Annotated in this window: 13 protein-coding genes; 12 read left to right on the plus strand and 1 reads right to left on the minus strand. The window is 46.5% G+C overall.

The window, feature by feature from the left end:
- Window positions 1-42: 42 nt before the first annotated feature.
- The 12 genes from OO774_RS20900 (at window position 43) to choV (ending at window position 13982) form a co-directional block, all read left to right on the plus strand.
- Complete coding sequence (locus tag OO774_RS20900) at window positions 43-1536, plus strand: CoA-acylating methylmalonate-semialdehyde dehydrogenase (protein WP_264906424.1); 1494 nt, start codon at window positions 43-45, stop codon at window positions 1534-1536.
- Window positions 1537-1623: 87 nt separating this feature from the next.
- Entirely contained in the window at window positions 1624-2778 is a 1155-nt protein-coding gene (locus tag OO774_RS20905; protein WP_264906425.1) for an acyl-CoA dehydrogenase family protein, read from the plus strand.
- 48 nt (window positions 2779-2826) lie between these two features.
- On the plus strand, window positions 2827-3603 hold the full coding sequence (locus OO774_RS20910) for an enoyl-CoA hydratase (RefSeq protein WP_264906427.1): 777 nt from the start codon (window positions 2827-2829) through the stop codon (window positions 3601-3603).
- A gap of 9 nt (window positions 3604-3612) precedes the next feature.
- On the plus strand, window positions 3613-4743 hold the full coding sequence (locus OO774_RS20915) for an enoyl-CoA hydratase/isomerase family protein (RefSeq protein WP_264906429.1): 1131 nt from the start codon (window positions 3613-3615) through the stop codon (window positions 4741-4743).
- Window positions 4744-4790: 47 nt separating this feature from the next.
- Window positions 4791-5687: a 3-hydroxyisobutyrate dehydrogenase gene (gene mmsB, locus OO774_RS20920; RefSeq protein ID WP_264906431.1), complete on the plus strand. Its 897-nt coding sequence runs from the start codon at window positions 4791-4793 to the stop codon at window positions 5685-5687.
- Window positions 5688-5696: 9 nt separating this feature from the next.
- Window positions 5697-6455, plus strand: a complete 759-nt coding sequence (locus OO774_RS20925) for an SDR family oxidoreductase (RefSeq protein WP_264906433.1) — start codon at window positions 5697-5699, stop codon at window positions 6453-6455.
- Window positions 6456-7071: 616 nt separating this feature from the next.
- On the plus strand, window positions 7072-7671 hold the full coding sequence (gene betI / locus OO774_RS20930; RefSeq protein ID WP_014233980.1) for a transcriptional regulator BetI: 600 nt from the start codon (window positions 7072-7074) through the stop codon (window positions 7669-7671).
- A gap of 18 nt (window positions 7672-7689) precedes the next feature.
- Entirely contained in the window at window positions 7690-9150 is a 1461-nt protein-coding gene (betB, locus tag OO774_RS20935) for a betaine-aldehyde dehydrogenase (RefSeq protein ID WP_264906436.1), read from the plus strand.
- A gap of 19 nt (window positions 9151-9169) precedes the next feature.
- Window positions 9170-10873, plus strand: a complete 1704-nt coding sequence (gene betA, locus OO774_RS20940; RefSeq protein WP_264906438.1) for a choline dehydrogenase — start codon at window positions 9170-9172, stop codon at window positions 10871-10873.
- A 46-nt stretch (window positions 10874-10919) separates the two neighbouring features.
- On the plus strand, window positions 10920-11858 hold the full coding sequence (locus OO774_RS20945) for a choline ABC transporter substrate-binding protein (protein WP_264906440.1): 939 nt from the start codon (window positions 10920-10922) through the stop codon (window positions 11856-11858).
- A gap of 94 nt (window positions 11859-11952) precedes the next feature.
- On the plus strand, window positions 11953-12795 hold the full coding sequence (gene choW / locus OO774_RS20950) for a choline ABC transporter permease subunit (protein WP_264906442.1): 843 nt from the start codon (window positions 11953-11955) through the stop codon (window positions 12793-12795).
- 2 nt (window positions 12796-12797) lie between these two features.
- The gene (gene choV, locus OO774_RS20955) at window positions 12798-13982 is read left to right on the plus strand and encodes a choline ABC transporter ATP-binding protein (RefSeq protein ID WP_264906444.1); all 1185 of its coding nucleotides are present in this window, start codon (window positions 12798-12800) and stop codon (window positions 13980-13982) included.
- A 279-nt stretch (window positions 13983-14261) separates the two neighbouring features.
- On the opposite strand, the gene OO774_RS20960 is transcribed toward choV, so the two are convergent.
- A complete protein-coding gene (locus tag OO774_RS20960) occupies window positions 14262-15044 on the minus strand; it encodes a slipin family protein (protein ID WP_264906446.1) in 783 nt (260 codons plus the stop codon).
- Window positions 15045-15053 lie beyond the last annotated feature (9 nt).

A 15053-nucleotide genomic window follows, 5' to 3' on the forward strand; every position in this document is an offset into this window, starting at 1 on the left:
AACAGTAGTCAGTAAAAAGCTGAAAAATACAAGGATGTCATCATGACAGAACAAGTAAAGCAGTATATCGGTGGTGAATTCGCCATCTCCGACTCAAAACAATGGCTAGATGTAACTAACCCGGCAACTAATGAAGTGATTGCACAAGTGCCTTGTGCCACGGAATCAGAAATGAATGCAGCGATCGCCAGCGCAACAGAGACGTTTAAGCGTTGGAAAGAAGTGGCTGCACCAGAACGTGCGAGACTGATGTTGCGTTACCAACATCTACTAAAAGAACAGCACGACGATTTGGCAATATTGCTTTCAAGCGAGACAGGTAAAACCCTAGCGGATGCTAAAGGTGATGTTTGGCGCGGGATTGAAGTCGTTGAACAAGCCGCAAACATTTGTAGCTCAATGATGGGCGAAACGGTTGAGAATGTCGCAACGAATATTGATGGTTACTCTTACATTCAACCACTTGGTGTTTGTGCTGGCATCACACCTTTTAACTTCCCTGCGATGATCCCATTGTGGATGTTCCCTATGGCGATTGCGTGTGGCAACACCTTCATTTTGAAACCGTCAGAGCAAGTGCCGCTAACCGCGATGAAACTGGCTGAACTGTTTGAACAGGCCGGTGCACCAAAAGGTGTATTGCAAATTGTCCACGGCAGCAAAGAACAAGTTGATCGCATTCTTACTGATCCAGTCGTCCGCGCTATCTCTTTTGTTGGCTCTGTGCCAGTTGGTGAGTACATCTACAAAACGGGCACTGACAACCTAAAACGTGTTCAATCATTTGCTGGTGCGAAGAATCACATGGTGATTATGCCTGATGCAAATAAACAGCAAGTGATTAATAACCTTGTTGGCGCTTCAGTTGGTGCCGCAGGTCAGCGCTGTATGGCGATTTCGGTCGCGGTGTTTGTTGGTGAAACAAAAGAATGGATTCCAGAGCTTAAAGAGGCGTTAGCTCAAGTTCAGCCAGGCGCGTGGGATGATGAATCGGCGGGTTATGGTCCGCTTATTAGCCCGCAAGCGAAACAACGTGTGGTGAACTTAATTAATGAAGGCAAAGAGTCTGGCGCGAACTGTGTTCTGGACGGTACCGATTGCCAAGTGGCTGGTTTCCCTGACGGAAACTGGGTTGGTCCAACACTGTTTACCAACGTGACGACAGACATGTCGATTTATCAGGAAGAGATTTTTGGCCCAGTGTTGCTGACCATGGAAGTGGATAATCTGGACGAGGCGATTGAGCTTATCAACGCGAACCGTTTTGGTAACGGTACGTCTATTTTCACAGCGAATGGCGCTGCTGCGAGAAAGTATCAGCACAATATTGAAGTGGGTAATGTGGGTATTAACGTGCCAATCCCAGTTCCATTGCCATTCTTCTCATTTACCGGTTGGAAAGGCAGTTTCTACGGCGATTTACATGCCTACGGTAAACAAGCAGTTCGCTTCTACACCGAAACAAAAACGGTCACCGCACGCTGGTTTGAAGATGACATTCCAAGCGGCCCGAATATGACTATCGAGCTCAACTAATCATCCTCGCTGACAACATTCTGGCCAAGCCGAAGTCAGAGCTTGGCCTAGATTCGATTGAAATGAATTAGACCCTAGGATTTCAAGATGGATTTTGAATTAAACGAAGATCAAATCGCATTCGCAGACGCAGCGAAACAGTTCGCAGAACAGATGCTTGCACCGCACGCCGCAGAGTGGGATGAAAAACACCACTTCCCTAAAGATGTACTTCGCCAGGCGGGTGAACTGGGTTTTTTGAGTATCTATACGCCACCAGAGCACGGTGGCTTGGGGCTTTCCCGTTTGGATGCTGCGATTATTTTTGAACAATTGGCGATGGGTTGTACGGCGACCACAGCGTTTATGACTATCCATAATATGGCAACCTGGATGATCACCAGCTTTGCTAAACCGGAAGTTGCTCAACAATTTAGTGGTGAACTGATCACGGGTGAAAAGCTCGCTTCTTATTGCCTGACAGAGCCAAATGCAGGTTCTGACGCGGCATCTCTGACGACGAGTGCAGTGCGTGATGGCGATGAGTTTGTTTTGAATGGTGCAAAAGTGTTTATCTCAGGTGCGGGTGATACGGATGTGCTCGTTGTTATGGCTCGCTCGTGTGGAGAAGGCGCAGGCGGTGTTTCTGCTTTTGTTGTGCCTGCTGACAGCGAAGGCATCAGTTACGGTAAGAAGGAAGCCAAAATGGGCTGGAACTGCCAACCAACGCGCATGATCACCTTCGAAAACGTCCGAATTCCGGCTGACTACTTGTTGGGTGAAGAGGGGGAGGGCTTTAAATTCGCTATGCTCGGCCTTGATGGTGGTCGAATCAATATCGCTACCTGTTCTGTTGGTACGGCACAACAAGCGTTAAACGAAGCAAAACAGTATATGACAGAGCGTAAACAGTTTGGACGTTCACTGGCACAATTCCAGGCGCTGCAATTCAAACTGGCGGACATGGCAACAGAACTGGTCGCTGCGCGTCAAATGGTGAGACTTGCGGCTGCAAAACTCGATGCTCAGCACGCAGAAAAAAGTGCGTACTGCGCAATGGCAAAACGCTTTGCGACTGATGTGGGCTTTAAAGTCTGTGACCAGGCACTGCAAATTCACGGCGGTTATGGCTACATCAAAGAGTATCCAGTTGAGCGTCACTTCAGAGACGTACGTGTTCACCAAATTCTTGAAGGTACCAACGAAATCATGCGTCTTATCATCTCAAGACGTCTACTCACGGAAGGCGTTGAGCTGGTTTAGCCTGCGAAGTAGAGCCTTACCTTAAAGAACAAAAGGGATTGAAAGATTATGACAGCACAAATCAAATTAGAGCGCGAAAATCACATTGCCAAGCTAACCATCAGTAATCCACCTGCGAATACGTGGACGCTTGAGTCTTTGAATCAGCTTAAAGAGTTGGCAATTGAGCTCAGCAACGATCGCTCTATTTACGCTTTGGTACTAACGGGTGAAGGGGAGAAGTTCTTCTCTGCTGGTGCTGACCTTAATAATTTCGCCTCGGGTGACAAATCGCAAGCGGCGGATATGGCGTTCGCATTTGGTGAAGCGTTTGAAGCCTTGTCAGCGTTTGATGGGGTGTCTATTGCGGCGATCAATGGCTATGCAATGGGCGGTGGTTTGGAAGTAGCGATGGCTTGCGACATTCGTATCGCTGAAGAACAAGTACAAATGGCGTTACCAGAAGCGTCGGTTGGCCTATTGCCTTGTGCCGGAGGAACGCAAAATCTCACTGCGCTAGTCGGTGAAGGTTGGGCGAAGCGCATGATCCTATGTGGTGAACGTGTGACGGCCGAGCGAGCAGAGAAAATCGGTTTGGTCGAAGAAGTCGTTGAAAAAGGACAAGCGTTGGAAACCGCAATGCAACTGGCACAGCGTGTCGCGGGTCAATCGCCTAAGTCTGTATCTGCTTGCAAAACACTCATCCAAAATCGACGCAGCCAGACACATGCGGCAGGGCTGGTTTTGGAACGTGAACTGTTCTTACAGCTTTTCAATACGCAAGATCAGACAGAGGGTGTGAACGCATTCTTGCAAAAGCGCAAGCCAAACTGGACCAATAGCTAGGGAGTTGTCATGGCGAACAAAGTAAATATATCAAAATTAGAATGTGCTGATGGCTCCATCATAGGCGTGCTTGAGTTAGATAACCCTGCATCACTAAATGCTCTGAGTTATGAAATGATCGAGCAGCTTTACACCCAACTGCTTGAGTGGCAAATCGATGACAACATCGTTGCGGTGTGTTTGCATGCTAAGGGCGAGAGAGCATTCTGTGCTGGGGGTGATATTCAAGCCATTTACCGCGCGTTAGAAAACAAAGAGCAAGATTTTAACTCTGCACTTTCAGCCATGAAGACGTTCTTCGATCTTGAATATCGCTGCGATCTCCTGATTCATACCTATTCAAAGCCTATTATCGCTTGGGGGCATGGCTACCTGATGGGTGGTGGGGTCGGTTTGTTTATGGGTGCAAGTCATCGTGTGGCGGAGACCAACACTCGCTTTGCGATGCCAGAAATTAAAATTGGTCTTTATCCGGATGTGGGCGCGACCTACTTTTTGAATCAGTTGCCAAAACACTACGCGCTGTTTCTTGGTTTAACTGCCTGTCAGATTAATGCGACCGACATGAAAGCATTAGGGTTGAGTCAATGGATTACCCATCCTGATAGTAAGGGAAGCTTCTTCTCTCAACTCTCCAGTACTCATTGGAAAAGTGAAACGGACATTAACGAGAAGATTGCGACACTACTTCGCACTCTAGAAGTTAAAGAGCCGGGTCAGGGCTTAATGCTACCTCATGCTAGCTTGATAGAGCAGCTTTGTCGTGGCGATTTACCAACGATAGCTGACGCGATAGCCAGCGCTGATGTGGATGATAAATGGTTTGCTAATGCGCAGAAAGCACTCAGCTATGGCAGTCCTCTTTCACTCAATCTTACTTACCAACAATTGACTCAGTATCAAGGGCTGTCTTTGGATGCGTGTTTTGATATGGAGTTTAACCTCACATTACGCTGTGGTTTAGAAGGTGACTTTAGGGAAGGGGTTCGTGCGCTTATCATCGATAAAACCAATCAGCCAACGTGGATGCACAACAGTGTTGTCGATGTGACACCACAGGAGCTGCAACGCTTTTTAGCACCCATTGATTCAGTGGATTACCCACTTAAAGGCGCGCAATTGGCGACAGCTGAACTTTAGTTGAACGGAATAGTTAAAGCGGATTAGCGACAAGGAAGAGACAGAACATGAATAAAATAGCATTTATTGGTCTTGGCAATATGGGTGCACCTATGGCCAAGAACCTGGTTAAAGCCGGTTTGAAGGTTGAAGTATTTGATTTGAATCCGAACGCCGTGGCGGAACTGACCGCACTTGGCGCTTCGAGTGCTGATTCTGTTCAGCAAGTCGTTCAGGGGGCGGGCATTGTCGTCACAATGTTACCTGCTAGTCAGCATGTCAAAAGTGTCTATCTTGGTCAGGATGGCATCTTAGAAAGTGTTGAGTCTGGAACATTACTGATTGACTCATCCACCATTGATCCGGCAACCGCGCGTCTGGTTGGCGAAAAGGCACAACAGTTAGGCATCAGCTTTGTCGATGCGCCTGTTTCTGGTGGTGTGGCTGGCGCAGCAGCAGGGACACTGACATTTATTGTTGGTGGCTCACAAGAGAACTTTGTTCAAGCTAAAGCGCTGCTTGACCATATGGGAAAGAACATCTTCCATGCGGGTGACGCTGGTGCTGGTCAGGTGGCGAAAATCTGCAATAACATGATGCTGGGTATTCTGATGAGCGGCACTTGTGAGGCACTTAACCTCGGTATCGAGAACGGTCTCGATCCTAAAGTGCTGTCTGACATTATGCTGCAAAGCTCTGGTCGAAACTGGGCGTTAGAGCTCTACAACCCGTGTCCTGGCGTGATGGAGAATGCGCCGGCGAGTAATGGCTATCAAGGTGGTTTTATGAGTCAGCTTATGGCGAAAGACCTCGGCCTTGCAATGGAAGCGGCAGTTGCCAGTCAAACGTCAACGCCAATGGGTAGCGTGGCACGCAATCTATTTAATTTTCATAACGGTCAGGGCAACGGACAGAAAGATTTCTCTAGCTTGTTTGAGTTCTACCAAAAGCAAAATCAAGCCTAAGGAGTGCTTATGGAGTTAGCAAATAAGGTTGTTGCGATTACAGGTGCTGGGCAGGGGCTTGGCAAACAGGTGGCGCTATCGTTGGCAGAAAGCGGAGTGAATCTCGCGTTAATCGATCTCAATTTGGAACAATTGAGGGAGACACAGGCAGAGTGTGAATCTCTGGGCGTTAATGCCCGAGTTTATGTGACGAACGTGACAAACGAACAACAGGTTTGCACGGCATTTGAGCAAATTGAAGCGGACTTTAAGCAGCTCAATGGCGTGATTAACAACGCTGGCATCATGCGTGATGGTATGTTCATTAAAGTGAAAGACGGTCAGATCACGTCAATGTCTCTGGAGCAGTTCCAGTCGGTTATGGACGTAAATGTCACGGGTACTTTCTTATGCGGTCGTGAAGCGAGCAAAGTGATGCTCAACACCGACAGTAAAGGTGTGCTTATTAATATATCCAGTGTGGCTCGTGCTGGGAATATTGGCCAAACCAACTACTCTGCCTCCAAAGCAGCAGTGGCGACAATGGCGACGGTGTGGGCGAAGGAATTAGGACGATTTGGTATTCGCTCTGTTGCGATCGCGCCGGGCGTAATCAAAACGGCGATGACGGACCAGATTAAACCGGAAGCCATGGATAGGCTAATCAAGATGATTCCTGTCGGCCGCTTGGGTCTTGCTGATGAGATCTCAGCGACCGTGAAATATGTATTAACTAATGAGTTCGTAACCGGAAGAGTATTAGAAGTTGATGGCGGTATGCGAATGTAAGCTTAATCACAAGGCTAACAATGGGTGCTGTATTGTTAGCCAACACCTACACGTCTATATCTGTCATTTACTCAGCGAGTACTTTTTCTTCAATACTATTTTTCCAACTTAACCTCGCATCCTACCTTCCTCAACACCTTTTGAAAGCTTGTTCTGAAACCGTACATTGATCACATTTATTCATCATAGACTAAACGTAGGCAACTCCATAGATGAAAGTGGACAAGCATGGTGCGAATGAAATTTTTAATGTTATTAAAATGTTGCCGCGTGGCGGGGTCAATGTTTGTGCAAGCAATACCATTACGGTGCAATCATTAGTGCACGATGTATTTTTTTTGTGTGGAAAAATCTAAAAAATAATCTACCCAAAAATAGGAAAACATAACAATTATAGAAATGTAATTTTAAGTTATTGATGTATATGGTTATTTGTTCTTGTTTGATGCCGGGTTTTGCCCCTAAATTTGTTATCGTTAATGTATCATCTTTGTGTTTTAGAGAACAAACTTACAACATTCTTTGGGTGAAATAGTAAAAAATAATTTGAGATCGAACTAATTTTCAGGCATTTTATATTTAACTAACCGTTCAATTAAAAATGAAAGGGGATGAAATGCCGAAGGTGGGAATGCCTGAAATCAGGAAGCCACAGCTGGTGAAAGCAACAATGTCAGTGATTGATAGGGTGGGCTTACATGCAGCGAGTATCTCGTTGATCAGCAAAGAAGCTGGCGTATCAACGGGTATCATCAATCATTACTTTGGTGGTAAGCACGGGTTATTGGAAGAAACGATGCGAGAGATCCTTCGCCAGCTTTCATTCACGATCACGAAAAAGCTGCGTGAGCTGCCGGCTGACGCTCATCATCAACGTATCAATGCCATTATTGACGGTAACTTTGTCGGCTTTCAGGCTGAAAATAAAGTGGCCAAGACATGGCTAGCCTTCTGGTCTTATTCGATGCATGACGAACAGCTAAAACGTCTGCAACGTGTAAATGAACGACGTCTTTTGTCCCATCTAAGAAGAGAATTAAAAGCACTATTAAGTGCAGAGCAAGCGGAATTGGTTGCTCACGGGATTGCGTCACTCATTGATGGAATATGGCTACGCGGAACGCTCAACCCGCAAGGCATCGATGCAGAAAAAGCAAGAGTCATCATCAACGACTATCTCGAAAAGCAGCTAACGTACTACTCACAAAAAATTTAAAAGTCACAGGTCTTCAAAATGGAAATGAAAACACATTACATCGACGGTGCAATGTACACCGGCAGCTCTGAAGAGCATTTCACCACATACAATCCCGCTAATGGTGAACCGTTAGCCAATGTTAAACAAGCAAATCAGCATGATATGGAAGCGGCGGTTGAGTCTGCAAAACGCGGCTTTGAAGTATGGTCTGCAATGACGGCAATCGAACGTAGCCGTATTCTTAACAAAGCCGTTGCGATTCTACGCGAACGTAATGACGAATTAGCCGCATTAGAAGTAGCCGATACAGGTAAGCCAATCCAAGAAGCAAACGCTGTTGATATTACGACAGGTGCTGATGTACTGGAATATTATGCGGGCTTAGCGCCTAGCTTACAGGGCGAACAACAACCGCTTAATGAAAACCAGTTTTTCTACACACGCCGCGAACCTCTAGGCATTTGTGCGGGTATCGGTGCTTGGAACTACCCAATTCAAATCGCGATGTGGAAATCTGCACCAGCGCTTGCTGCTGGTAACGCAATGATTTTCAAACCATCGGAAGAAACGCCGCTGACAGCTCTTAAACTGGCTGAAATTTACTCAGAAGCGGGCATGCCTGACGGTGTATTTAATGTTGTTCAGGGTGATTACCGCGTTGGCCAAATGCTAACGGCGCATCCTGATATTGCGAAAGTCTCTTTTACCGGCGAAGTAGGCACGGGCAAAATTGTCATGGGTGACAGCGCGAAAACGCTTAAGCAAGTTACGATGGAGTTAGGCGGAAAGTCACCACTGATCGTCTTTGACGATGCGAAATTAAACGACGCTGTTTCAGCGGCTATGGTGGCTAACTTTTATACTCAGGGTGAAGTTTGTACCAACGGTACGCGCGTATTTGTTCATGAATCCATTTATGACGAGTTCGTTGAGCAGCTGAAAACTCGCACAGAATTATTGGTTATCGGTGATCCTCGTGATGAAAACACCCAAATCGGTGCGCTGATTTCTAAAGAACATGAAGGCAAAGTGTTGTCTGCGATTGAAGAAGCGAAAGCAAGCGGCGCAACGCTACTGACTGGCGGTTACAAAGTCACGGACAATGGTCTGGCTAGCGGTAACTTCGTTGCACCAACAGTATTTGTTGATTGTGACGATAGCATGAGTGTTGTGCAGCAAGAGATCTTTGGCCCTGTCATGTCTGTGCTTAAGTTCAGTGACGAAGCTGAGGTTATCGAGCGTGCCAACGACACGGAATATGGTCTGGCTGCGGGTGTCTTCACGCAGAACCTCTCTCGCGCCCATCGCGTTATTCATAAAATTCAGGCGGGTATCTGCTGGGTTAATGCCTGGGGTGATTCTCCGGCAGAAATGCCAGTAGGCGGTTACAAGCAGTCCGGTATTGGCCGCGAGAACGGCGTCGAAACATTGAAGCACTACACGCAAACTAAGAGTGTACTAGTTCAACTGAGCGACTTCGAAAGCCCTTACGCTTAAACCTTCCAGGAGAATCAAAATGCAACAACACTACGATTATATTATCGTCGGTGCGGGTTCGGCCGGCTGTGTTTTAGCGGATCGCTTGAGTGAAAGCGGTCAGCACTCTGTTTTATTGTTGGAAGCGGGTGGCACCGATAAGAGTATTTTTATCCAAATGCCGACAGCACTTTCTTACCCGATGAACACCGAAAAATACGCTTGGCAATTCGAGACTGAGAAAGAAGATGGTCTTGATGGACGCCAGCTACACTGCCCTCGCGGTAAAGTTCTTGGTGGTAGCTCATCGATCAATGGCATGGTTTACGTACGTGGTCATGCTTGCGACTTCGACCAGTGGGAAGAAGAGGGCGCAAAAGGCTGGAACTACCAGGCGTGTTTACCTTACTTCCGTAAAGCAGAATCTTGGGTTGGTGGCGCGGACGAGTACCGTGGCGATAGTGGCCCTGTTGGCACCTGCAACGGTAATGACATGAAGCTTAACCCACTGTACGAAGCGTTTATCGAAGCTGGTAAAGATGCGGGTTACCCAGAAACGGATGATTACAACGGTTACCAGCAAGAGGGCTTCGGTCCGATGCATATGACGGTTGATAAAGGCGTGCGTGCTTCGACGTCCAATGCGTACTTAAGCCGTGCTAAAAAGCGCAAGAACTTCACGTTAATGAAGCGAGTCACCGTCCACCGTGTTTTACTTGAAGACAAGAAAGCGGTCGGCGTTGAATTCGAGCAATCTGGTTCAGTTAAACAGTGTTTTGCAAACAGTGAAGTGATTTCTAGTGCGGGTTCAATTGGATCGGTACAGCTGCTGCAACTTTCGGGTATCGGTCCTAAAGACGTACTGGATAAAGCCGGGATCGAGCTGAAACATGAACTGGAAGGCGTAGGTAAAAACTTGCAAGACCATCTGGAGGTTTACTTCCAATATCATTGCAAACAGCCAATCACGCTTAACAGTAAGTTAGGTTTGGTGAGTAAAGGTTTAATCGGTACCGAGTGGATTCTCACTCGTAAAGGCCTGGGTGCAACCAATCATTTTGAATCGTGCGCGTTTATTCGTTCTCGCGAAGGCTTGAAGTGGCCGAATATTCAATACCACTTCTTACCAGCGGCAATGCGTTATGACGGTCAAGCTGCTTTTGATGGTCATGGATTCCAGGTGCACGTTGGCCCTAATAAGCCAGAAAGCCGAGGCTCAGTAGAAGTAGTTTCGTCGAATCCGAACGACAAGCCGAAGATCGAGTTCAACTACATCTCAACCGAGCAGGATAAGCAGGACTGGCGTGATTGTATTCGCCTGACACGTGAAATCTTGAATCAGCCAGCGATGGATGAGTTCCGTGGCGATGAGATTCAGCCAGGTTTAAACATCACGACTGACGAGCAAATTGATGAATGGGTGAAGCAGAACGTAGAGAGTGCTTACCATCCATCGTGTAGCTGCAAAATGGGCGCGGATGATGACCCGCTAGCTGTACTGGATGAGCAGTGCCAGGTACGAGGTATCCAAGGGTTACGTGTTGTGGATTCATCAATTTTTCCAACCATCCCAAATGGCAACTTGAATGCACCAACCATCATGGTGGCCGAGCGAGCGGCAGATATGATTTTGGGTAACAAACTCGAATCACAAAATAACACACCGGTTTGGATCGCTCCGAACTGGCAAGAAACGCAACGAATCCATCCCCCAAAAAGGGATTTAGCTTCGGTCTCTAAATGAATAATAAATTAACAAGTAAGTCAGAAATCATTACAAGGAACTAAACATGTCTAAGATTACTAAAATTTTCTCATCTATCGCGTTAAGTACCTTAGCTACTGGTGCTTACGCAAACCAATGTGAAACTGTTCGATTTGCCGATGTAGGTTGGACAGATATTACGGCAACCACCGCCGTTACTTCCGAACTTCTAAAAGGTTTAGGGTACAAGACCAAAACGGATCTGCTTTCTGTACCAGTCACCTATTCGTCAATGGCAAATGGCGACATCGATATTTTCCTCGGTAACTGGATGCCAACAATGGAAGGAGATATCGCTAAGTACCGTGATGCTGGCACCGTCGAGACCGTTAAAGCTAACCTTGTAGGTGCGAAGTACACGCTAGCCGTTCCAAAATATGTTTATGATGCAGGTGTTACCAACTTTGCTGACCTGGTAAAGCATGCCGACAAATTTAAAGACCGCATCTACGGTATCGAACCGGGTAACGATGGTAACCGCTTAATCCAATCCATGATCGACAAAGATGCGTTTGGCCTGAAAGAATTCAGCTTAGTTGAGTCAAGTGAAGCTGGTATGGTTTCACAAGTCTCTCGCGCAGTCCGTCGCAACCAGTGGATTGTATACCTGGGTTGGGCGCCGCACCCGATGAACAACAACGTTGAGATGGAATATCTAGCGGGTGGCGACGACTTCTTTGGTCCAAACTACGGTGGCGCTAACGTTTATACCAACGTTCGTAAAAACTACCTTTCTGAGTGTCCAAATGTTGGTCAGTTAGTGAAGAACCTCGAGTTTAGCCTGGAAATGGAAAACGAGTTAATGGAAGCGATTCTTAACCAGAAGCAAAAGCCATCGAAAGCGGCCCAAGCGTGGTTAAACGCGAATCAAGATCAAATCGAAGCGTGGCTGAAAGATGTGAAAACGGTCGATGGCCAGGATGCACAGGCAGCTATTTCAGCGTACTTAAAAACAGACGCTTAATTCGATCTTATACCCGAACAGTCTCAATTTGATGGGCTAATCAGGTATATCTGGTGGGTCGGAGTACCCACTTCATTAACAAAAAGGGTTTATTGTGAATATGATTACGGACAACAAACTACCTTTAGGGCAGTGGATGGAAACGGGTGTTGATTGGTTAACCGTCAATGCGTCTGGTTTCTTTGACACTATCTCTATTACACTTGAAACCATCATTATGTTTGTGGTGGATATTTTCAAATGGATGCCACCTGCGGCTCCAATCATTATGACGGCAGCAATCGCTTGGTTCTTACACCGTAGTATTCCTCTTGTGGTATTTATCGTGCTTGCTTTGTTAGCGATTCTTAACCTTGGTTACTGGCAAGAGATGCTGGAAACCTTTGTCCTTGTTTTTGCTGCGACAACGATTTCCGTATTAATTGGTGTGCCTTTAGGAATTATGGCTGCGCATCGTCCTTGGTTATATACATTACTCAGACCGATTCTGGACTTGATGCAAACCGTACCAACGTTTGTATACCTGATTCCGACACTGGTTCTGTTTGGTTTAGGTATCGTACCGGGGCTTATCTCAACCATTATATTCGCCATTGCGGCACCAATTCGATTGACTTATCTGGGCATTATTAAAGTACCGGAAGAGTTATTAGAAGCAGGTAAGGCGTTTGGTGCAAGCCGCATGAAACTGCTGTTTAAGGTGGAGTTACCTGCGGCATTACCAAGCATCATGGCAGGCGTGACGCAATGTATCATGCTGTCTCTTTCAATGGTGGTTATTGCGGCGCTAGTGGGTGCTGACGGTTTAGGTAAGCCGGTTGTACGTGCGCTAAACACGGTAAATATCTCACAAGGTTTTGAAGCAGGATTAGCCATTGTTCTTGTGGCAATCATCCTTGATCGCTTGTGTAAAGCACCAAACCAGAAGGAGGCGTAATCATGAACGCAATTACTATTGAAAACCTTGATGTGGTATTTGGTCAACAGCAAACGCAAGCGCTGAACCTGCTAGACCAAGGTAAATCACGACAAGAAATCATCGACGAAACGGGTCAAGTGGTTGGCGTTGATAACGTATCGTTGAGCGTCAAACAGGGTGAGATCTGTGTACTGATGGGCTTGTCCGGTTCAGGTAAGTCCAGTTTGCTTCGTACTGTGAATGGCTTGAATGATATCTCTCGTGGCTCTTTGAAAATCAAAGATGGCGACAACATGGTGGAACTGGCGAACTGTGATGAACAGACGCTTCGCCATTTACGTACTCATCGTGTTTCTATGGTGTTTCAGAAGTTCGCCTTGATGCCTTGGTTATCGGTCTTAGATAACGTGGCGTTTGGACTGGAGATGCAAGGCATTGGCAAAGCTGAACGTCGTGAAAAAGCACGTGCGCAGTTAGAAATGGTGGGCCTATCTGAGTGGGAGAATAAGTTCCCACATGAGCTTTCTGGCGGTATGCAGCAGCGTGTTGGCTTGGCTCGCGCATTTGCGATGAATACTGACATTCTACTCATGGATGAACCGTTTTCGGCACTCGATCCTTTGATTCGTGCTCAGTTACAGGATGAACTGATTCTTCTTCAAGAGAAGCTGAACAAGACGATTCTGTTCGTAAGTCACGACTTGGATGAAGCGCTTAAAATTGGTAACAATATCGCGATCATGGAGTCGGGCAAACTGATTCAGCATGGCAAACCAGAGCAGATTATCCTGACGCCAGAGAACGATTATGTAGCGGACTTCGTGGCACACACTAATCCATTAAATGTACTCAAAGGTCGCTCTTTGATGCAGTCGAGTGACACTTTAGTTCGTGAAGAACAACGTGTACTTATCTGTCCAGATAAAGATATTTGGGTGACTCAAGAAACTAAAGGCTTGAGCTTAGCTGATGCAGGCGACTTATTGATATTATGGGATGCCGAATCATCGAACCTCAATGATGTGAACGAAAACTCATTGGTTCAGGTGAGCCCGGACATCAGCATGCGTGAAGCGATTGAGCTAAAACAGCGCAGTAATCAGCCACTATTGATGGTGGAAGATAACCAGCTGGTAGGCGTGTTGAGTGATAATGAGTTATACGATGCACTACTTGGAAATTTCAGGTCAGATAAAGTGGCTTGATTAACGCCAGCTTGTAGAATGCCACAGTAAGAAGAGCCGCAGTCACGCTGCGGCTTTTTTCTATGTGGTTCAGAGTATATACACATCATTCTGAACAGCGAGGAATGAGCGTGATTCAGAATCTACTTTTAGAGCACTTTGCTGTTAGGACAATCCCTAAAACATCTGACCGCGCGGATAGTAGATTCCTAGTCTCGCCAAGGCTCGCTGGAATGACGTCGATGAATGAGAATAGACCACGGTCATCCTGAAGAGTCTTTCAGTAATGAAAACGCAGGATTATTGATCTTTGTCTTCTTTACCTTTATTCACTGCATTCGCAATGTCTTGCACCGCCTCAACTAAGTTAATTGGCATAGGGAAAATTATCGTTGACGTTTTGTCCGTGGTGATTTCTGTCAGTGTCTGCATGTAGCGTAATTGCAGGGCATTTGGGGCTTCATTCAACATTTTAGCTGCATCTTTTAACTTGTTAGACGCCTCTAACTCACCCGTTGCATGAATGATTTTCGCACGACGATTACGCTCGGCTTCGGCTTGACGTGCAAGAGCCCGCACCATACTTTCATTCAGATCAACATGTTTGACTTCGACGGTGGCTATTTTTATACCCCAGTCATCGGTTTGCTGATCAAGGATCGCTTGTAAGTCTTTATTGAGTCGATCCCGCTCGGAGAGAAGCTCATCTAACTCATGTTGACCTAATACGGAACGCAGCGTGGTTTGTGCCAACTGACTGGTTGCTTCGCCGTAGCTTTCAATATTATTGATGGCCATTTGTGGGTCTACCACACGGAAGTAGACCACGGCGTTTACGCGCACAGACACGTTATCTTTGGTTATCAGGTCTTGGGTTGGCACGTCCAGAACGATGGTTCGTAAGTCTACTCGTACCATTTGTTGGATAAAGGGGATCAAGATGATAAGGCCAGGGCCTTTTACCTCTTGAAATCGACCCAAGAAGAAAATGACACCACGTTCGTACTCACGTAATACTTTGAAAATCTGTGTCGCTAGTGCGATCAACAGAACGACGATCACAGAAACAGTGTAGAGCAACATATTCGCCTC

Source organism: Vibrio sp. STUT-A11 (genome assembly GCF_026000435.1).
Taxonomy (GTDB): domain Bacteria; phylum Pseudomonadota; class Gammaproteobacteria; order Enterobacterales; family Vibrionaceae; genus Vibrio.